The sequence below is a fragment of the Pedobacter polaris genome (genome assembly GCF_005116505.1).
GTDB classification, from domain to species: Bacteria; Bacteroidota; Bacteroidia; order Sphingobacteriales; family Sphingobacteriaceae; genus Pedobacter; species Pedobacter polaris.
In genome coordinates this window covers 537,885-559,494 of the sequence record NZ_SWBR01000003.1, presented here as the reverse complement: position 1 = coordinate 559,494, position 21,610 = coordinate 537,885, and the positions used below count along the sequence as shown (strand labels likewise).

Genomic DNA, 21,610 nt, shown 5'->3' with positions numbered 1-21,610 from the left:
TGTATGTTTATTGATTAGCATATGTTATTTTTTAGTATCAATGAGCTCGCCAGCTCGGTTTTGGATATGATAAAATCGGACCAATAATATTTCAACCGCTATAAAAACTAATGCCAAAATTAGGCAAAGTTTCCATAACTCTGTTCCATTATTTTTTGCGGAAACGGCAGAGGCTATACTATCAGATTTTGGGTCTAAAAATGCAACCTGCTGCTTACCAAATATTTTTTTCAACTCTGATTGGGTGGTATAATGCATATCAGATTCTATTCTATTGTCATTAAAAGCCGCAATCGCTAAGAGTGAATCGCCTTTTTTAACATCATAAAAACCAGCCCTTTTAACTTGGTCGGCAATATATAACAACGTTTTTCCATTGCTTTGACGAATTTCTGGAATAACTTCAAAATTATCTGCTACTAGCTTTAAAGATTGGTTATTTCCTAAGTTGATTTTTTCACTTTCCAATATATTATCCTTCATTGCTGTATAATAAATTGGTTTCTCTTTTGCACTTGCAAAGGCAATTTTATACATTAAAGGCACAAACACCGGATGTTTTGCAAAGTTGCTGTCTTTGTTTTCTAGATTTGTAGCCGACAAATAAACTTGTCCGTTGCCCATAGTATACCTTGCAAAAAACAGTTTATTTGCTGGCAATTGAAGTAGGTTTTCTTTATTACTGTTATTACTTTCTACAAACTCAAAGTAACGACTAACTTGAGGCAAATCTAAATTTTGAGGCAGGGTTTCGAATACGTCTTTAAATAATGGATGTTTAAGCTCTATGCTGCTAACCTTAGTAGGTGTTGTATTTAAACTAGCTAAAGCAGGAAGATTTAATGTCCCTAAAAAAGTAGAATAAACTTGCTTATCTGCATCCAGATCTGGAAAAACAACTACAGAACCTCCATTTGATATATATGATTTCAGTTCTTGAGCTAACCCACTAGAAGGGCTATTCAAACTATTTAAAACGACTAAGCTATTATTTTGCAGGGCAGCATAATTAATGTTAGCCTCTGGCATTTCTGTTAATTTAAAATAGGCATCTGCACCAAATAAAGCTTTGATGTACCTTCCTCCTTGTTGCCCATTAATGCTTAACACCTTTTGTTCTGCGCTAACTTTGAAACTAAAGTTCAGTTCATCATCAAAAGTTAAAGGGAAATCTTTAATGCTCACTACTCCTTTTTGCCAGCCTAAACCTAATCCACTATAAGAAAGTGTGTCGGCAGCTGTTTTACCTGCTAAAATATTTAAACTGCTAATTGCTTTTTGCTGCTTATTGATATTTAATTTTACTGAAATGTTTTTTGCATCTTCATCTCCATAATTACGCAATTGTATAACTAATTTCTCTGTTGCATTAGCCTGATGTACGGGTGACAACAACCAAATACTATCTACAGCTACATTGGGTAAATCATTTGCATTTAATTTTACAAGGGAAACGTTTGTATTTGCATCGGTTTTAATTAACTCCTCTCCGGCAAATCCTTTTTGAAAATCAGAAATTACGTAAACAAAGCGATTGCTTGTACCATTAAATACACTTTGCTGCCGGTTAATTACCTGTTGTAATTTTCTACTAGCTGAGGAAATTTTAACTTCATCAACTGCTTGTATAAATTCATCAGCATTTAACAATCGTTGATGCTTTCCTTCAAAATCATTGGTTAGCAACTGGAACCTATCGTTTATCTGAAAAGCTTTAACAACTTCCTTTGCTTTGCGTTTGGCTTCATCTAATAAATTCCCTTCCTTATTTACAGCTTCCATACTGTAAGAGTTATCAATATAAATACTAACAACATTCCCTTTGTTTTGATCTATCTTACCTCCTAATGGCAAAAAAGGACGAGCAAAAGCCAGTACTAAGAATAATATGGCTAAAATTCGACTAAGTAAAATGAGTATGTTTTTAAGTTTTTCTTGAGATGAAGTTTGCTCTTTAATCTCCTTTAAAAAGGCAACATTACTGAAATAAACCTTTTTAAATTTCCGAAAATTGAATAAATGGATAATGATCGGGATCACGACCGCGAAAAGTGCAAAAAGAAAGCCCGGGTAAAGGAAATTCATTAAAAATCAAAGATAGAAAAATAATGGTATTTAGCGAATTGGTAATTGAAAACTTACTGGATTAACTCTTTTTCTAGTGCCACTTCAACCTTTAATTAAAGTTTAGTAGAAAATCAAAAATACGCAGGCCGATTAATTAATAATTAAAATTTAATCTCTATTGGAGTATACTCCTTTTAAGAATAAACAGCTCTTCTAAAACATAAAAGACTTATTTTCAACTAATTAATAAAGTCATGGAAAGGTAATCAAACACCTAATAAAGCAGAAAGTTTACAACTATTGAGTATATTTGTACTAATAATTAATATTTTTAACCATAACTATTAAGCCTATACAAGAACTCATACTATAAGATTATTGTGAACGAGATACCGAAAAAACTATGAGAAAATACATTTTAGGAATAACTGGATTACTATCCATTGCTTTTTGTTTAACTATTACTAGTTTTAAATCAACAAACAAAAACATAAACCCCACTACAACTGTCATTTCAACGGACAGTATTTATATTAACCATATAAATGCGTTGTATGCTACTGCCCATTTAAAAGAAGCGGGATTGAGCTTTTCTGTGTTCGAAAAAGCAGTTACTGGTTTTTATAATTTAAAAAAATCTGGCCAACTTTCAAATAAGTCAGTTTTAACTATTGCTGACTTTGATCAGTTAAGTACTAAAAAGAGATTATATATTATCGATTTGGATAAAAAAGCAATCTTACTAAATACTTGGGTTGCCCACGGACAAAAAAGCGGTAATGATGACGCCATTAATTTTTCAAATAAAAACGATTCTTTCACCAGTAGTTTAGGTTTTTATGTAACTGGAGAAGTTTACAGAGGCATGCACGGCAGATCGCTTAAACTAGACGGAATGGATTTAGGCTTTAATGACAATGCTAGAAGCCGTTCTATTGTTGTTCATGGTGCCCCTTATGTTAGCGCTGGTACAATTAATGCGCTGGGTAGATTGGGTAGAAGTCAGGGTTGCCCTGCAGTTGCTCCAGAAGTAGCAGATGAAGTAATTAATACCATTGGCGATAAAACAGTATTATTCATCAATAAAAGCGTCGGCAACTACTCGTCTAAATATTTAGATGAAACATTAGCTGCAAATTTTGCTTTAGATACAGCAGCAACACATTTAATGGACTAGTATATTAATTAGCAGCGTCTGTAAAATAAATTAATCATATAGGCACATAGATTTAACAAGCGTATTGTTTTCTATGTGCCTATAGTTTTATGCTAGCCTTTGTAAGTAAGTGAATAATACAATATCCAACCCGTAAACATCTTTTCTAAATTGCAGTTTACCATTTTCATCTGCCCAACATGTAAAGTAGGTTAAATACACAGGAACTTGTTTTGGTAAACCAATATCTGTAGCAACTGGATCGGCACTTTGCATGCCTGCCTTTATTTTATCATATTTAGCACCTTGACCAAACAAGACTTCTGCCAATTCAAGCGGTTTTTCTAAACGCACACAGCCATGGCTTACCGCTCTCATTGTATATTTAAAGGGCTCTTGAGCTGGGGTATCATGTAAATAAACACTACTTTCATTATTAAATAAAAACTTAATTTTACCCAAAGAGTTGTCATCCCCCGGCCTTTGTTTAAAGGCATATTTTTTGCCAGCATCACCAGCAGACCAATCAATGGTTTCTGGATCTTCGATTATTTGTCCATTTTCAAAAACATCAATGTTATTATTTGCTAAATAGTATGGATCTTTTGCTGCTAATTTTGAAATCTCATTAGTTGCAATGCTTTCGGGTATATTCCAAACTGGATTTACCTGTACACTATGAATCATGCTTTTTAATTGAGGTGTTTCTCTATTAAAGGGCCTGTCTTTTTTAAGGTCATTCTCATCGTACTCCACTAAATTATCTAAGTTATTTTTATTTCTACCCTCTCCTACACAAACTTTCATGTTCAAGATCGACTTTCCATTCTCCATTACATCCAACTTAAAATCAGGGATATTCACCCACACGTATTTATCTTCAGTTGGTAAATTCTTCCATCTTAAACGCTCTAGGTTTACTTTTAAAACTCTTTCTGTTTCTTCCTGACTTATACCAGGTAGTGTAACTCTATCTTGCAGGGCTTTTTGTAAGGCTACATATTGTTTCTCCTGAGGCTGAATACTATCTAAAAAGCTCTTAATATCCTTTGTTTGAAAAACCTGTAAAAAACTAACACTATCAGGTCGTTTTGTTGCTGTATAATATTGCGCATAAATCTTTCTAGGACTGATTATACCAAATTGCAAAGCATTACTATAATTTGTAAGGGAATTGGCTGCAGAAAGCTCTAAATCAATTAACACTTGATAAGCTTCATCAAGTGTTTTAATTTCTTTTTTATTATACGTTTTTTCAATTAGGTCGTTTAGTTCACTTGTTTTAAATATTGACGGATCTAAACCATGAACAGAAGAGTTGTTAAGTACGGCAACTGCGTCCTTAAGTTTGTCGTCCGTTAAATTTTTCATTAATAGTACAGGCTCAAAATCAGTTGATTCGTAAAGCGCTCTTAAGAATTTAGGGTTTCTATATTTACTCTCCTGTTTGTTAAAAGTCTCTTTGAATTTTTCAATAAAAGTTTCGGTTTCTATATCTTTAAAGATCTTATTTCTGGTCTCTTTAAAAACTATTTTACCGATGTCTGAATGACTTTTTTTACACGATTGGAAGGTAAATAAGAACAATACGCCAAGTATAAAAAGTTTTTGGGCTATAAATTTTGGATGGGTTTTTATTATCATATAGACTTAATCAAATTAAGTCCTTTTTTGTTTGAATTATTGCATATATTTTTTGATGGCATCCCAAAGAATTGCATCATACTCATAAACATCAGGCCTAAATTGTACTTTTCCATTTTCTGCCCAAGCTGTATAGTAGCCAATTACAACCGCCACATTTTTCCTGGTCGAAAACCAAGAAGGTTTCAATTGAAAAGCCTTATTGGGATCTGATCTTCTAGCCAATATTTTTTGGTATTGCTTGTTTTTATTCGTATCAACTGGTGGCAAATTAACCTCCATACGCAATTGATCATACTGGTATTTGTCTTTAACCATTAACCTTGCAAACTTTAATGGATCTTGAATACGTACACAGCCATGGCTTATTGCTCTATTAGCCAATTTAAATCCATACTTGTTATTTGTATCATGTAAATAAATACTAGAACTATTATCAAATATAAACTTGAATTTACCTAAAGCATTTCCTTCTCCAGAGCCTTGCTTAAATGTAAACGGTAATTTGTCTCTCGAATACCTACTCCATCGTATAGTATCTGGTTCATAAATTTGCTTGCCCCTGTAATAAACTTTAATATTACTATTCGACAAGTAGTAAGGATCTTTTCTGGCCATCCAATAAATTTCACTTTGTGCAATACTTACCGGAATATTCCATATTGGATTTACTTGTATTGAATTAAAAACACTCACCAATTGAGGGGTCTCGTGATTTTTTGGCTTGTCATCTAAATTTCCAGTTTTTAAGAAAAGCTTCATTCTCTCTCGATATGTCGACTCCCTCTTTCCACCAACACAAACATTCATATGCGCTAGTGTATCTTCTTTATTAAACCAGGTTAGTGAGAAATCTGGAATATTAACCATAACAGCTTCATCAGTTTTTATTGGCAGTTTCCAACGTAAACGCTCCATATTAAGTTTGATGATTTGAATCGCTTGATCATTTTCATTTTTAATACTATCTCTATAAAAGGCCAACATCGCTTTCAGATCTACGTAACTTTTAGCTGTGGGTTGGGCATTTTTCAAAGAAGACACGATATCTGAAGTATTTAAAAGTGAATCCATTCTTAAACTATCAGGACGAAGCACATGGATATAATATCGATTGTATATTTTACGCGGGTTGATACTACCGTATTTAATGAAACTAACATATCTTAACAATGCATCTGCCGTTTTAATTTCTAATTCAGCAATTAATGGATAAACCTCATCAATGTTTTTAAACTTGTTCGCATCTAAAACTGCTAAAAGCTCCTTCAATTCATTAATCTTAAATGTTTCGGGCTTAAAGCCATCAGCTTTACTTCTTTCAATGTAGTTTTTTAAAGTATCCAATCCACCATTGGTATAAAACTTAGTAATTAGCAATGGATTATTTTGATGGGCTAAATAAAATGCCTTTGTAGTTTTCGGATTGGATAGCGAACTACCCAATTCGTCCAACTTTTTACTGAAAATGGGATTGTAAAATGCGGTATCGAATTTATTATATAGCTTATTATCGAAATGCTTTGTCAATAGGATAGCTATTTCTGGCTTAGCTTTAAACCATCCACAAGAACTTAGAAACAAACATAGCAGGGCAAAAAGGAACGTTTTCTTCAATTTAGTATTGATATTTTGTAAGCTAATCTTATGATTAACTATGAATATACTTCAAATTAAATGCCATATTCTTTTGATTTTAAATTTACAAAGCTATATTTGCATTATCTTCTCAATAAAATTACGGAAAGACAAGCAATATAATGATCCAAGTTTTAAACCATCACGTACATTTACATCATCGCCATTGTGGCGATAGATAGTAGTATGTTTTGTACGCAAAACGGTTTTTAAACAGATTCAATATTTCTTATTCCTAATTTTATAACAAGTGAAAACACTTAAAATCGCTATCCAAAAATCGGGTAGGTTAAACGAAAAATCAGTAGAAATTCTTAAAAATTGTGGTCTTTCTTTCGAAAACTACAAAAGTTCATTAATAGCAACAGTTGCTAATTTCCCTCTAGAAATTCTTTTTTTAAGAGATGATGATATTCCAGAATATGTTCAAGATGGCATTGCCGATTTGGGTATTGTTGGCGAAAATGTAATCATCGAAGCGGGTGCTGATGTATCTTATTTACAGCCCTTAGGTTTTGGCAAATGCACCTTAAAAATTGCCGTTCAAAGCACTAGTAATATTACCGAACTTTCGCAATTAAACGGTAAAGCAATCGCTACTTCTTATCCAGTTATTTTACAAAAATATCTTTCAGAAAACAATGTCGATGCACAGATTAGAAACATCTCTGGATCTGTAGAAATTGGTCCAGGTTTAGGCTTAAGTGATGCCATTTTCGATATCGTTTCTACAGGCGGAACTTTAAAAAGTAATGGCCTTAAAGCATTCAAAAATGTAATGGATTCTCAAGCCATGTTAATTGCTAGCAAGGGTATGGAATTGAATCCTGAAGTACTAGAATTGCTGCAAAGAATTCAATCTGTACTGAGAGCAAAAGCCACAAAATATGTAGTGCTAAATGTGGCAAAAGAAAATCTACAAGCTGTGGTAGATTTATTACCTGGTGTAAAAAGTCCTACTGTAGTTCCGTTGTTCGAAGAAGGTTGGGTTGCCGTACATTCGGTAATTGCGGAAGAAGATTTTTGGGAAAAAATCAACGGCCTAAAATTAGCAGGGGCTGAAGGAATTGTAGTGATGCCAATTGAAAAAATCATTACTTAAAATAATCAAAAATAGATTTAAACGCTATATTTTATATTAACTAATAGTTAAATTAAAAACATAACATATTGAAACTCTATAATTATAAAGATTTAACTGAACAAAAAATTGAAGAATTGTGTTCTCGTAAAGCAGAAGATGATAATTTAATCTTTTCTAGGGTAGAAAACATCGTAAATTCAGTAAAAACTGATGGCGATGTAGCACTCCTCTCCTACGCTGAACAATTTGATAAAGTTAAGTTATCTTCATTATTTATTGGTAAAGAAGAGTTAGCAACGTTAGCTAAACAAATTCCATCGGCAGTAAAAAGTGCCATTGATGTTGCCTACCAAAACATCTATAAATTTCACGAGGCCCAACTCAAAACTGAAGCTAAAATTGAAACAATGCCAGGCGTAACTTGCTGGCGAGAAGCTAGAGCAGTTGAAAAAGTTGGCTTGTATATTCCAGGTGGAACAGCTGTTTTACCGAGTACTTTTTTGATGCTTGGCATACCTGCAAAAATTGCTGGCTGCAAAGAAATTGTAGTGTGTTCTCCTCCACAAAGTGATGGTAAAATCAACACCTACATTGCCTACGTTTCAACCTTGTTAAACATGGAAAAAGTTTACTTAGTTGGTGGTGCGCAAGCTGTAGGAGCAATGGCTTTTGGAACTGAAACAATTCCTAAAGTTCATAAGATTTTTGGCCCTGGAAATCGCTACGTAACTGAGGCAAAAAAGTTAGTACAAAACACAGTTGCAATTGATATGCCTGCCGGCCCATCTGAGGTTTTAGTGATTGCAGATGAAACTGCTAACCCATCATTTGTTGCAGCAGATTTACTAGCACAGGCCGAACACGGAATTGATAGTCAAGCGATATTAGTTGCTACTTCAAAACAGATGATAGATGATGTAATTTTAGCTATTGAAAAACAGTTAATTGATTTACCGAGAAAAGATATTGCAGCCAAGGCAATTGAGAATTCTTACATCATTTATGCAGAAAATCTAAATGAGGCCATGGACTTTAGTAATGCCTATGCTCCAGAGCATTTAATTTTAGCAACAGCAAATTTTGAAACTCTTATCCCATCAATTATCAATGCGGGCTCTGTATTCTTGGGCAACCTAACACCGGAAAGCGCAGGAGATTATGCATCAGGCACGAACCACACTTTGCCTACAAGCGGTTTTGCAAGAGCATTTTCAGGAGTTTCAGTAGATACTTTCCTAAAGAAAATCACTTTTCAGCATCTTACAGCTAAGGGTTTACAAAATATAGGTCATACTGTGGAAGTTTTAGCGGAAGCCGAAGGACTGCAGGCACATAAGAATGCAATAACAATAAGACTTAAAGAATGTTAAAATAAACACATAGAAACATAGAAAACATAGCTTAAATAAAAGTCTATGTCACCTCTGTGCCTATATGGTAAGCTGACAAAAAATGGATATTAAAGAATTACAAAGAGAAAATATAAAAACACTTAAGCCATACTCTACCGCTAGAGATGAGTTTAAAGGGAAAGCAAGTGTCTTTTTAGATGCAAATGAAAATAGTTATGGTTCACCATTACCAGCAAACTACAACCGTTACCCAGATCCTTTACAGTTAGACCTGAAGGATGCAATTAGCAAAATAAAAGGTGTTCCGATAGAAAACACATTTTTAGGAAATGGTAGCGATGAGGCAATTGACTTATTATTTAGAGCATTTTGCAACCCTGGGAAAGACAACGTAATCATTCTTCCTCCTACTTATGGAATGTATGAAGTATCAGCAAACATCAATGATATTGAGATTAGAAAGGTTAACTTATTGCCTAACTTCCAGTTAGATTTAGAAAAAATTGCTGAAGCAATTGATGCAAACACTAAGTTGATTTTTATTTGTTCGCCAAACAATCCCACCGGCAACTCTATCAACAGAACGGATATAGAAACAATTTTAGCCAATTTTAAAGGTCTAGTAGTAATTGACGAAGCTTATATCAATTTTGCTAAACAGAAGACTTTTATTCAAGAATTAACTGAGTATTCGAATTTGGTTATCCTTCAAACATTTTCTAAAGCTTGGGGTTTAGCGGCGTTGCGATTGGGAATGGCTTTTTCATCAACACCTGTGATAGATATTCTGAATAAAGTTAAACCACCTTATAACATCAATCAGGCAACACAAGATTTGGCTTTAGCGGCTTTAGAAAACATCCAACAGGTAAATGAATGGATTAAAATCACTGTTTCAGAAAGAGACAGGTTAAGTACGGAACTGGCTAAAATTCCGTTAGTTAAAAAAGTTTATCCATCAGACGCTAACTTTATCTTAGCAGAAGTAAACGACGCCTTAGGAACTTACAATCTATTGGTAGATAAAGGCATAATTGTTCGCGACCGTTCAAAAGTATCGCTTTGCGAAGGTTGTTTAAGAATTACAGTGGGTACTGTTGAAGAAAATAATCAGTTAATTAGCATTTTAGGAAAGATATAATGAAAAAAGTATTGTTTATAGACCGTGATGGCACATTAAACATCGAACCAGATGATGAACAAGTAGACAGTTTTGCAAAACTGAAATTTTACCCAAGGTCATTATATTATCTTTCTAAAATTGCAACAGAGTTGGATTTTGAATTGGTAATGGTAACCAATCAAGATGGATTGGGAACTCCTTCAAACCCTGAAGAGAACTTTTGGCCCATACACAATTTTATGCTAGATACTTTTGCTGGTGAAGGTGTGGTTTTTAGTGAGATTGTGATTGATAGAACTTTTGCCAAAGACAATGCCCCAACACGTAAACCTCAAACCGGCTTATTAACGCATTATTTTGGTGAAGGTTATGATTTGAAAAACTCATTTGTAATTGGCGACCGTTTAAACGATGTTATTTTAGCAAAAAACTTAGGTGCAAAAGCTATTTTCTTACGTCAGAATGATGCTTTAGGTTCTACAGAAGCATTGGATAAATACGAAACGCTATCTGACGTAATAGCTTTAGAAACTCAGAAATGGGAAGACATTTATACCTTTTTAAGAGCAGGTGCTAGAAAAGTTCATCACGTTCGTAAAACAAATGAAACAGATATTACAATTGGTTTAGATTTAGATGGAACAGGAAAAGCGACTATTAAAACTGGTTTAAACTTCTTCGACCATATGTTAGACCAAATTGCCAGACATGGTAGTATGAATTTAGAGGTAATTGCAAATGGCGATTTACATATAGATGAGCACCATACCATTGAAGATACTGGAATTGCATTGGGAGAGGCATTTGCACAAGCTTTAGGCAATAAATTAGGTATAGAAAGGTATGGTTTTTGTTTACCAATGGATGATTGCTTAGCACAAGTAGCAATTGATTTTGGTGGTAGAAACTGGATAGTATGGGATGCGGAATTTAAACGTGAAAAAGTTGGTGATGTACCTACCGAAATGTTCTTCCACTTCTTTAAATCTTTCAGTGATGCTGCTAAATGCAACTTAAATATAAAAGCAGAGGGTGAAAACGAGCACCACAAAATTGAAGCTATCTTTAAAGCTTTTGCAAAAGCAATTAAAATGGCAGTGAAAAGAGATGCAGAGAAGATGGTTTTACCGAGTACTAAAGGGGTGTTGTAAATGAGTAATGAACAAGGATTAAAGAGCAAAGATTAGCTCAATATCTTTTATCCTTGTTCATTATTCTTTAATCTAAAATAAATGATTGGAATAGTTAACTATGGAGCGGGAAACATTTTTTCCTTAACCGCAGCTTTAGAAAGGCAAAACATTGCTTACGGAATGGTAAATACAGAGGCTGATTTAGAAAAATACAGTCATATCATTATTCCAGGGGTTGGTCATGCAGGTGCAGCAATGAAAAAACTAGAGCAAACTGGTTTAGTGGATGCTATTAAAGCATTAAAAAAACCAGTACTTGGAATCTGTGTGGGTATGCAACTTATCACCAAACATTCTGAAGAAGGAGATGCTAATCTTTTGAATATCATTCCTTTAAACACAAAACTTTTTAACAAAGATTTAGGCATTAAAATCCCCCATATGGGATGGAATAATGTTGATTTTAAAAACAATCCTTTATTTCAAACTGTTCCATTCGATACACAGTTCTATTTTGTGCATTCTTATTTTATAGAATATAACCCTACATTTGATATCGCATCTGTTAATTATGGAAACAAATTTTCGGCAGCTATACAAAAAGATAACTTTTATGGCGTTCAATTTCACCCAGAAAAATCAGGTGAAGCAGGAGAACGCTTATTGAAAAACTTCTCAAACCTTAGTTTATAAAATGTACATTATACCAGCAATAGATATTTTAGATGGCAAAGTTGTCCGCTTACGTGAAGGCGACTATAACCAGAAAACAGAATATGATGTTTCAATTGAAGAAATGATCGAACGTTACCGTTCTAATGGAACCGATTTTATACATATTATAGATTTAAATGGCGCCAAAGGTGATTTTACTAATCAAAAAACCTTATTTGACATTATTAAAAAAACCGATATGCGGGTTCAATATGGTGGTGGGATAAGAACTATTGACCAAGTAAACAACCTTCTTGATTCAGGCATTCATCGGGTAATAGTAGGCACACAGGCTATAAGCAATCCTGATTTTTTACCAGAACTAAGCAAAGCATTTGTTAAAAAAGATGGCTATGCAAACAGAATTGTAATTGCAATTGATGTTTTAGACGAGGTAATTAAATATTCAGGTTGGATGGAAAGTTCTCCAATTAAGTTAATGGACTATGTTGATAAATGCCTTGCTTTAGGTTTTTTCCGCTTTTTGTGTACAGACATTAATAAAGACGGGAAATTAGGTGGTGCTGCTGTAGATTTATATAAGAAACTATTAGACCATTCGCCATTTATCAAGCTAATCGCATCTGGCGGAGTAAGCTCTATGGAAGACATTTACGAATTGGCCAAATACGACATTAGAAGTGTGGTAGTAGGTAAAGCAATTTATGAAAACCGAATTTCTATTGAAGAAATTAAGGAATGGAACTTGAAGGCGTTGAGTTCGATTTAAACCCATAAACATTTTGTCATTCTGACGAAGGAAGAATCTCTAAATGAGATGCTTCGTAAACTCAGCATGACAAACGCAAAAATATGCTGAGTAAAAGAATAATCCCTTGTCTTGATGTTAAAGATGGTCGCACTGTAAAAGGTATCAACTTTGTTGATTTACGTGACGCTGGCGATCCAGTTGAATTGGCTGCGCAATACGCCCAACAAGGTGCAGATGAACTAGTGTTTTTAGACATCACTGCTACCCATGAACGTCGTAAAACGATGATTGAAATGGTAAAATCTGTTGCTAGACAACTGAATATACCTTTTACTATTGGTGGTGGAATTAGCGAAATTGCTGATGCTGAAGCACTATTAAATGCTGGTGCAGATAAAATAAGCATCAACTCCGCAGCGGTTAAAAACCCCAAATTAATTGAAGATCTAGCCAAAAATTTTGGAGTTCAATTTGTGGTTTTAGCGGTAGACACTAAACATATTGATGGTAAAAATATAGTCCACTTAAATGGAGGAAGATTAATTACCGAATTAGAAACCGAAGCTTGGATTAAAAGAGCAGAAGATTTAGGTGCTGGAGAAATTTTGTTAACCTCTATGGATCATGATGGCACTAAAGCTGGGTTTGACTGTAATTTGTTAGGCAAAATAAATAAGATGATTAACATTCCAATCATCGCATCTGGCGGAGCCGGGAAAACTGAACATTTTACAGAAGTTTTTCAAAAAGCTCGTGTTGATGCTGCATTAGCTGCATCTGTATTTCATTACGGCGAGATCTTAATACCAGATTTAAAACAAGAATTGAGAAGAAACGGAATTCCTGTTAGGATTTAAACCCCTAAATCCCCTAAAGGGGACTTTAGTTAATGAATAAAATTAAATGAGTGATAATAAAATAGATCTAGGCCAGATAGACTTTGGCAAAACTCCCCCTTCAGGGGGTTGGGGGGTCCCTGTAGTGATACAAGATGAACAGACTTTAGAAGTTTTAATGTTAGGCTACATGAATGCCGAAGCATTTGAAAAAACGCAGGCTGAAGGTAAAGTAACTTTCTTTTCTCGCTCTAAAAACCGTTTATGGACTAAAGGTGAAGAAAGTGGTAATTTCCTTTTCGTGAAATCTATTCATATCGATTGCGATAATGACACCATACTCATTAAAGCAAATCCTGTTGGTCCAACCTGCCATACTGGAAGCAGAAGCTGTTTTAAAACAGATTATAACCAGAACTTTATTTTTGAGCTAGAAAACATCATCAATGACAGGTATAATAATCCTGTAGAAGGATCATATATCAATAAAATGCGCAATAAAGGTTTAAATAAAATTGCCCAAAAAGTAGGTGAAGAAGGCGTTGAAACTGTAATTGCTGCATTAGCAGAAACTGAAGAAGATTTAATTGGCGAAGCATCTGATCTTCTTTTTCATTTAATGTTCTTATTAAAAGAAAAAGGATTATCTATTCAAGATATTGCTAAGAAATTAGAAAGTAGACATAAGTAAGTTACAAGTTAAGGGTTACATGTTGTGGGGCAAATCACTCAACCGCCTTGATCTGTAACTCATAACACACAACCCATAACTCAATTATGCTCAAACACCTACACACGTTTTCTGGTCACCAAAACCCTGTTTATGCCTTAGCTAACGCTGATGAAAATGATGTTTTCTTTAGTGCTGGAAATGATAAAGGAATTGTGGAATGGTCATTAGAAACAATGGCATTTGTGAAGGTAAAAACGCCTGTACAAAGTTCTGTTTATAGTCTGGTTAATTACGATAATTTACTGTTTATTGGAGAAAGAAGTGGTGCATTTAGCGTTTATGACTTAACTAAACTAGAAATCATTGCTAGAATTAATGCGCATCCAAAACCAATATTTGATATCCAAGTAGTAAAAAGTAAAAACGAATTGTTAACCACAGGTGAAGATGGCGCTGTTGCAGTTTGGTCACTAAATGATTTCTCAGAAATATATCGTTTTCAAGTGACTTATGACACAGTTAGATGCATTGCAATTTCTCCGGATGAAACGGAAATTGCTTTTGGCTGTAAAGACCATTTAATTCGGATTTATAATTTATCTGATTACAGCTTAAAACAAACGTTGGAAGGTCATTCATTGCCAGTTACTTCTTTGGCTTATCATCCTACTGGAAAATATTTAATTTCTGGAAGCCGAGATGCTCAGTTAAAAATATGGAACTTGCCTAATTATGAATTGGCGCAGACCATTCCTGCACATATGTTTACCATCTACAATATTGCCTTTCATCCTACCTTACCTTATTTTGCAACGAGTAGTCAGGATAAAAGCATTAAACTTTGGGATGCAGAAAACTTTAAACTCTATAAAATTTTAAACCTAGAAAAAGCTGGGATTGGACATACACACTCTATCAATAAAATTATCTGGTCTAATGATGGAAAATATTTAATTTCTACAGGAGACGATAGGAAAGTTATAGTTTGGGAAATGGAATAATTATATTTTATTTCAATTTTAATGAATTAATATATCTTAGCCTCATGGATACACCAACGAAATTACCAGTATTAGATGCAGCACAAATCAGAGTTTTAGGTGCTTTGATGGAAAAATGCAAAACTACACCAGACTATTATCCAATGACAATGAATGGATTAACTGCTGCGTGTAATCAAAAAACATCTCGTAAGCCTGTTGTACAATACGATGATTCCACAGTAATCAGTGCATTGAATTCATTAAAAATTGCTGGATTAATTTCTACTGCAACTGGTGGTTCTATCAGAAACATTAAATACAAACATAATTTCGCCATTGTTTTCCCTGTTTTGCCTGCAGAAGTAGCTGTAATGTGTTTACTATTTTTACGCGGGCCACAAACTCCGGGCGAAATCAATACCAATTCTGGAAGATTATATGAGTTTGAAACCTTAGAAGAAGTTCAACAAGTATTAGAGAAATTAGCATCAGAAGAGCCTGCTTATATTAAACAATTACCTCGTAAACCTGGGCAAAAAGAACAACGTTATATGCATCTCTTTTCAGGAGACGTAGAGACAGTTGAAGAAGAATATATTGCTGACGAAAGTCCGAAAAACAATAGTGAACTAGAAGCTCGTTTAACAAAAGTTGAGGAAGAATTAGCAGAGCTTAAAACCAATTTCGATAAACTGATGAAAGAGTTAATGGGGTAGTTTACCGCATTAGAGATAAAGTAAATTAGTCAATAAGCTATTCATAAAGTCCCTCTTTTACTCCTTTTTCAAAAATGTTTAACCTTATATTTTCTTAAATCTTATATGGTTCATTACTTAATATTTACCATATAAGAATATATAAGTTTCATATAAGCTACCATTTAATAAATCTCTTCATAAAATTCATTTACATAAGTCTTTTGCCCTTCAGTATAAATATGAGAACAGTTAAAATTTATCATTAAACCAATCGGTAATTTTAATAACTTCATATAAGTCATTAGTTGTGCAATGTGAATCGGGAGTATTTTTTCAACTGATTTAAATTCTACTACTAAAGAATTCTCAATTAACAAATCACATCTTAATTCTACATCAATATTTATTCCTTTATAGTTTACAGGTATATAAAATTCAGATTTGAAATTGATATACCTCAATTGTAATTCGTGAATCATACACCTATGATAAACACTTTCTAATAGACCTGGACCTAGGGCTTTGTGTATTTCAATGGCAGCTCCATTTACTTTATAAATTAAATCTGTAAGGTAAGCTTTTGTCAATTCCATATGCTTTTTTTAAACAATATAGAAAGATAAAATTGCACTCAGTGAGTGCTCAGACTTATATTTTATTAAATTAACTACGTAATTAATTTAATATCTTTAAACAAAAATTCTTTAATCTTTGGTTTACTATACTCGATATTAACTCACATATTTTAAGATAAAAATGATTACTCTTATATTACCTCAAATGTCTTATATGGTTATGTTACTAAAAGAATCTTTTTATAATCCTTAATTTATGCGTGTATTTCCCTAACTCTACGTTATAAATACCTTGATCGTCTATTGGGTCGATACGAACCTTACCTGCCGAATGGATTATTTTATCATTACTCAACATTAAACCTACGTGAGTTATTTTTCCATCTTCATTGTCAAAAAAAGCTAAATCGCCTAGTTGAGCTGAAGCTAAAAAATCAACAATTTCTCCTTGTTCGGCTTGTTGAGAAGCATCACGTTTAAGCTGAATTCCATTTAACCTATAAACTGTTTGTACAAAACCAGAGCAATCTATACCGAAAAGAGTTCTTCCGCCCCACAGATATGGGGTATTTTCGAAAAATTTTGCTGTCTGCTCAGCATTTAATTTAAAATTGTCTTTGCTTGGAGTAAAAGCTTCTGAGGTAACTTCAAATTTCTCATCGCCTAAAGCGCAAAAACCATTTTCAAAATAAGGTAAAATACTCCCCGGACTTAAATAATATTTTGTACCATTGTTAGCAATTAACGTATTGTCTAATTGTAAAGGAGTTAAATAAGTATAAGCTTTTTCATCACGAAATTGCAGGTCAGAAATTTTCTGAAGTTGCTTATAATCCATCCAACCTTCATAATTATCATGAAGAGTCTTGATCAGACACCATTTTTCAGTTTTTTCTAAAACTTCAATCCTATCTCCAAATAACAGTTGGGAAACTATTTCACTTCTATCAGAAGGTTCTTTTCTTATTGGTGCAACTGCAACTCTGCAAACGTGGTAACTGTCCATATTTTAAATGTATGTGTAAAAATAGTGATTCAGGACACAACACAAACATATAAGCTCAAAATTTGTTATATTTATATAAACACCTAAATGCTTATATCATGGACTTTAAAAAAATATTAATTGCTGTTGATAACAGTACATGTTCAGAAAAAGCAGCTAAAACTGGCTACGAAATGGCAACCAAATTTGGTTCTGAAGTAGCACTTCTAAATATTATTGAACCTGCTCCAGCAACTGTAAATCCAGATTTTACACTGGCACCTGTATTTATGGAAATGTATGACAATAGTGAAGAAAATAGTCAGCTATTATTGCAGCAGATTGCCAATAATTTTGGAAATGGAATTCCAACCACTTATTTAACAAGTTTAGATACAGCAACCCACGGCATTATTCAGCAAGCAGAAGAATGGGGTGCAGAATTAATAGTAATAGGAACTCACGGCAGAACTGGCCTTTATCATTTTTTAATGGGAAGTGTAGCTGAACATGTAGCAAGAAAATCTGCCTGTCCTGTTTTGATTGTGCCTAATAGGGATTAGTCAGTTTTCAGTTAGCAATTTTCAGTTGGTAAACAAAATTCATACTTAAAAACTACAGAACATAAAAAAGAGATTTAAATTAAATCTCTTTTTTTATAATATTTGAAAATTGTAAACTGATAACTGTAAACTATCCCTCCTGGTGTAACCAAGCTTTTTTAGCTAATAATTCCTCTTCAGTTTCACGAACATCTTCATCATCAACACAGCAATCTACTGGGCAAACCGCAGCACATTGTGGCTCATCATGAAAACCTTTACATTCTGTGCATTTATCAGAAACTATGTAATAAACCTCATCAGATACTGCTTCTTGTGAAGCGCTTGCATCCATTTGTTCACCACCAAAGTCAATGATACCATCTAAATTCGTACCATCAGAAAATCTCCAGGCTGTACCTGCGTCATATATTGCATTATTTGGGCATTCTGGCTCACATGCTCCACAATTAATACATTCGTCTGTTATTTTAATCGCCATGTCTTCGTGTATATCTATTGCTAAGTTTAACTTTGCGTTGCAAATATAACACATATTCATTTATAATAGTTCTAAATATGTCATCACTTACTAAAGGAAATTTAATTATTGCGCTCCAGAAGTTGAGCGAGTTCATGGCTAATCCTAGCGATGAGTTCAATTTGGTTATGGAATCCGCTTGCCACAACAACGCTTGGTTTTCTTTAGATGAAGTTAAAAAAGCGTTGAATTCCCTAAGTAAAATGTTAAATGATAATGACTTAAGCCAGTGGTTTAACAATATTCAGCTGAGTGAGAAATCAAAAAAAGTAGGGCTAATTTTAGCAGGAAATATTCCATTGGTTGGTTTTCATGATGTACTTTGTGTATTAGCTACAGGAAATATCGCCTTGATTAAAATGTCATCAGCTGATGATAAATTATTACCCGCACTCTTAAAGCAATTAATTTCTTTTGAACCTGAACTATCAAATCATATTGAATATGTAGAAAGATTGAAAGAATTTGATGCCATCATCGCCACTGGCAGCAATAATACTTCAAGGTATTTTGATTATTATTTTAGCAAAGTACCTAACATTATCCGCAAAAATAGAAATAGCGTTGCAGTTTTAAGTGGCAATGAAACAATAGCAGAATTAGAAAATTTAGGTCATGACATTTTTGATTATTTTGGATTGGGATGTAGAAATGTTTCAAAAATCTATATACCAACAAATTACGATTTAAAGAATTTTTTTGAACCTATCGAAAGATATCAACCAATCATTAATCATTTTAAATACAACAATAACTACGATTACAACAAATCCATTTATTTAGTTAATGGTGTGCAACATCTAGATAATGGTTTTTTATTGGTTAAAGAAGATGAGAATTTCGTATCACCTTTGTCTGTACTTTTTTATGAGAAATATACTTCCATCACTGACGTTGAAGAAAAGTTAAATCAACAAGATGAGCAGATTCAATGCGTAGTTTCAAATTTACCACTAAACATCAATAAGGAAAAGATAGGTTTTGGTGATAGTCAAAACCCAAAACTTTGGGATTATGCTGACAATGTAGATACTATAGAATTTCTGAATAAGTTATAGACCATACTAACAGCAGTTTGATATTAGACAAATATGGAGCAAATACCCCAACATTAACACAACATCAGTATTCTAACAACCTTAGCTCATAAAAAATTGCTACTTTGTTTAAAATTTACCAAATAGCAATTGACACAAGCATACTGCAGATATTTTACTGCACTGATTTTATTTCTTTCTTTTTTAAAAGCCGAAGCACAACAAACTTGTGTTGGGGCACTTGGTGACCCTGTAATTAATATAGATTTTGATAGAGGAGCAAGCAACATTGGACCTTCCATTAATGAAACAAATTATTCTTATGTCGCTGGAAACCCTAATGATGGTCAATATACAATTGTTAAAACGAGTGCTGGTTTAAATCCTGGGTGGCATCAAAACGTAATTAATCATACTCCAAATGATCCCAACGGTTATTTTATGTTAGTTAACGCAGATCTAAACAAAGGCATATTTTATCAAACACAAATTACTACTCAACTTTGCCCGAATACTACGTATGAATTTGCGGCTTATATCATAAATATTTTAAGGAATAGTGGTGTTAAACCAAACATTAGATTTACTATTACAAATAATGGCTTACCCATACCTGGAGCAGATTTTTTAACAGGGGATATTCCAGAAGGCTCTGCTACAGATTGGATAAAAAGAGGAGGAACATTTATAACTCCTGCTAATTTGGGGATAATTAAACTGGTCATGACTAACGAAAATCCAGGTGGTAATGGGAACGACCTTGCAATAGATGACATAACTTTTAGAGCATGTGGCCCTATCATCACCTCTACGGTTACCAATGCCAATAATTTTAATAATAATACAGCCAACATTTGCGTTGGAGATACCAGAATATTAATTCTTTCGGCTAAAGCTAGTCCAGGCACTTACACATCGCCACAATATCAATGGCAAGAATTTGATGGAAATAACTGGGTTAATAGCACAAAACCTGGGGCACAATCTCCAGATTTAACTGTAAATTTTGTAAATGCCTCCTTAGGTAATTATAAATTTCAAGTTTTAGTTGCCGAAAACGGCAATATCAACTCAACTACTTGCAGAGTAATATCTTCTCCAATTACAGTAAATGTAAATAACAAACCTAATCCCACTGCTAGTAATAGTGGTGCTGCTTGCATTGGAAGCAATGTACAACTCAATGTAGATCAAGGTGTTTCTTTTAGCTGGACTGGCCCTAACGGTTTCAGTTCTACAGTACAAAATCCAACTCTACCTAATGTAAGTTTAAGTTCTGCTGGAACTTATATTGTTACCGTCTTTAATGTATCTGGCTGCTCTAACACAAGTCAAACTCAAGTGCAAGTTTTACCACCGGTAATTGCAAACACCAACATTACAGCTGGTACAATCTGTCAAAATGAAAGTGTTGATTTGATAGCAAGTGGAGGCTCATCTTATTCTTGGTTACCAATTGATGGATTATCAGATCCTAATATTGCTAATCCAACTGCTTCGCCAAAACAAACAACAACTTATACTGTATCTGTTTCTAATGGGACTTGTTCGGTAACAAAAAATATTACAATAACTGTTTTAAAAAGTGCATCAGCATATGCTGGAGAAGATAAAAAAATGCTATTTGGGCAATCTGTTACTTTAAATGGAAATGCCATAGGCGATAACATTACTTATCTATGGTCGCCCTCAGATTATTTAGAAGATCCAACTAAATTAAATCCAGTAGCAACGCCTCCAGTTGATATGACATATACACTAACCGTACAATCAAACTGTAATGTAAGCATGGATAATGTTTTCGTGAAAGTATACCCAAAAATAGAAATACCTTCTGCATTTACTCCTAATGGCGATGGCATTAATGACACTTGGAACATTCCGTCTATTGCTTCTTTTACAAACCCCAAGTTAAAAGTAGTAAACAGAAATGGGCAATTGGTTTTTGAAAGTACAAATACACAATCTTGGGATGGAAAATTTAATGGTAAAGGCCTACCAACTGGAGTATATTATTATACACTTTATTTAAATGAAGGTGTCAAAATCTATTCGGGTTGGGTTTTATTAACTAGATAAAATCGATTTTTCAATTCAACTATCAGCTAGAAATGTTA

Annotated in this window: 20 protein-coding genes; 14 read left to right on the top strand and 6 right to left on the bottom strand. The window is 33.7% G+C overall.

All coding sequences use genetic code 11. The annotated features are described in order from the left end of the window. Positions 1-24: 24 nt before the first annotated feature. Positions 25-2,085, bottom strand: a complete 2,061-nt coding sequence (locus FA048_RS14485; protein ID WP_136842327.1) for a BatA domain-containing protein — start codon at positions 2,083-2,085, stop codon at positions 25-27. 385 nt (positions 2,086-2,470) lie between these two features. Between FA048_RS14485 and FA048_RS14480 the strand changes: the two genes are divergently transcribed. After that, a complete protein-coding gene (locus tag FA048_RS14480) occupies positions 2,471-3,244 on the top strand; it encodes a murein L,D-transpeptidase catalytic domain family protein (protein ID WP_136842325.1) in 774 nt (257 codons plus the stop codon). An 87-nt stretch (positions 3,245-3,331) separates the two neighbouring features. On the opposite strand, the gene FA048_RS14475 is transcribed toward FA048_RS14480, so the two are convergent. After that, positions 3,332-4,867: a L,D-transpeptidase scaffold domain-containing protein gene (locus tag FA048_RS14475; RefSeq protein ID WP_136842323.1), complete on the bottom strand. Its 1,536-nt coding sequence runs from the start codon at positions 4,865-4,867 to the stop codon at positions 3,332-3,334. 36 nt (positions 4,868-4,903) lie between these two features. Continuing rightward, the gene (locus FA048_RS14470; protein ID WP_225872547.1) at positions 4,904-6,484 is read right to left on the bottom strand and encodes a L,D-transpeptidase family protein; all 1,581 of its coding nucleotides are present in this window, start codon (positions 6,482-6,484) and stop codon (positions 4,904-4,906) included. 271 nt (positions 6,485-6,755) lie between these two features. Here FA048_RS14470 and hisG point away from each other — a divergent pair, with 271 nt between their 5' ends. The 10 genes from hisG to FA048_RS14420 all read left to right on the top strand — a co-directional run bounded on the left by hisG (position 6,756) and on the right by FA048_RS14420 (position 15,831). After that, on the top strand, positions 6,756-7,607 hold the full coding sequence (gene hisG / locus FA048_RS14465; protein ID WP_136842319.1) for an ATP phosphoribosyltransferase: 852 nt from the start codon (positions 6,756-6,758) through the stop codon (positions 7,605-7,607). Positions 7,608-7,675: 68 nt separating this feature from the next. After that, positions 7,676-8,959, top strand: a complete 1,284-nt coding sequence (gene hisD, locus FA048_RS14460) for a histidinol dehydrogenase (RefSeq protein ID WP_205943493.1) — start codon at positions 7,676-7,678, stop codon at positions 8,957-8,959. Positions 8,960-9,041: 82 nt separating this feature from the next. Further along, positions 9,042-10,082: a histidinol-phosphate transaminase gene (gene hisC / locus FA048_RS14455; RefSeq protein ID WP_136842315.1), complete on the top strand. Its 1,041-nt coding sequence runs from the start codon at positions 9,042-9,044 to the stop codon at positions 10,080-10,082. Further along, a complete protein-coding gene (hisB, locus tag FA048_RS14450) occupies positions 10,082-11,215 on the top strand; it encodes a bifunctional histidinol-phosphatase/imidazoleglycerol-phosphate dehydratase HisB (RefSeq protein WP_136842313.1) in 1,134 nt (377 codons plus the stop codon). Before hisC ends, hisB begins: the two co-directional genes overlap by 1 nt. Before the next feature lie 81 nt (positions 11,216-11,296). Further along, positions 11,297-11,890, top strand: a complete 594-nt coding sequence (gene hisH, locus FA048_RS14445; RefSeq protein WP_136842311.1) for an imidazole glycerol phosphate synthase subunit HisH — start codon at positions 11,297-11,299, stop codon at positions 11,888-11,890. A 1-nt stretch (position 11,891) separates the two neighbouring features. Then, positions 11,892-12,641 carry a 1-(5-phosphoribosyl)-5-[(5-phosphoribosylamino)methylideneamino]imidazole-4-carboxamide isomerase gene (gene hisA, locus FA048_RS14440; RefSeq protein ID WP_136842309.1) on the top strand — a complete coding sequence of 250 codons (750 nt, stop codon included), beginning with the start codon at positions 11,892-11,894 and terminating at the stop codon, positions 12,639-12,641. 83 nt (positions 12,642-12,724) lie between these two features. Further along, entirely contained in the window at positions 12,725-13,480 is a 756-nt protein-coding gene (hisF, locus tag FA048_RS14435) for an imidazole glycerol phosphate synthase subunit HisF (RefSeq protein ID WP_136842307.1), read from the top strand. Between the two features lie 46 nt (positions 13,481-13,526). Beyond that, positions 13,527-14,150, top strand: coding sequence for a bifunctional phosphoribosyl-AMP cyclohydrolase/phosphoribosyl-ATP diphosphatase HisIE (gene hisIE / locus FA048_RS14430; RefSeq protein ID WP_225872546.1), 624 nt, complete (start codon positions 13,527-13,529; stop codon positions 14,148-14,150). A gap of 86 nt (positions 14,151-14,236) precedes the next feature. Then, complete coding sequence (locus FA048_RS14425) at positions 14,237-15,133, top strand: WD40 repeat domain-containing protein (protein WP_136842305.1); 897 nt, start codon at positions 14,237-14,239, stop codon at positions 15,131-15,133. Between the two features lie 44 nt (positions 15,134-15,177). Further along, positions 15,178-15,831, top strand: coding sequence for a YceH family protein (locus tag FA048_RS14420; RefSeq protein WP_136842304.1), 654 nt, complete (start codon positions 15,178-15,180; stop codon positions 15,829-15,831). Positions 15,832-15,995: 164 nt separating this feature from the next. On the opposite strand, the gene FA048_RS14415 is transcribed toward FA048_RS14420, so the two are convergent. Beyond that, entirely contained in the window at positions 15,996-16,406 is a 411-nt protein-coding gene (locus FA048_RS14415) for a GxxExxY protein (RefSeq protein ID WP_136842302.1), read from the bottom strand. A 208-nt stretch (positions 16,407-16,614) separates the two neighbouring features. After that, complete coding sequence (locus tag FA048_RS14410) at positions 16,615-17,394, bottom strand: C40 family peptidase (RefSeq protein ID WP_136842300.1); 780 nt, start codon at positions 17,392-17,394, stop codon at positions 16,615-16,617. A 98-nt stretch (positions 17,395-17,492) separates the two neighbouring features. Between FA048_RS14410 and FA048_RS14405 the strand changes: the two genes are divergently transcribed. After that, complete coding sequence (locus FA048_RS14405) at positions 17,493-17,936, top strand: universal stress protein (RefSeq protein WP_136842298.1); 444 nt, start codon at positions 17,493-17,495, stop codon at positions 17,934-17,936. A gap of 130 nt (positions 17,937-18,066) precedes the next feature. Here the strand turns inward: FA048_RS14405 and FA048_RS14400 are convergent, their stop codons facing one another. Further along, positions 18,067-18,417 (bottom strand): 4Fe-4S dicluster domain-containing protein, encoded by a 351-nt coding sequence (locus tag FA048_RS14400; RefSeq protein ID WP_136842296.1) that lies wholly within the window; start codon positions 18,415-18,417, stop codon positions 18,067-18,069. A gap of 77 nt (positions 18,418-18,494) precedes the next feature. On the opposite strand from FA048_RS14400, the gene FA048_RS14395 reads away from it, so the two are divergent. Continuing rightward, positions 18,495-19,514, top strand: coding sequence for an acyl-CoA reductase (locus tag FA048_RS14395; RefSeq protein WP_136842294.1), 1,020 nt, complete (start codon positions 18,495-18,497; stop codon positions 19,512-19,514). Between the two features lie 129 nt (positions 19,515-19,643). Next, positions 19,644-21,572 (top strand): T9SS type B sorting domain-containing protein, encoded by a 1,929-nt coding sequence (locus tag FA048_RS14390; protein ID WP_136842292.1) that lies wholly within the window; start codon positions 19,644-19,646, stop codon positions 21,570-21,572. The last annotated feature ends 38 nt before the right edge of the window (positions 21,573-21,610 follow it).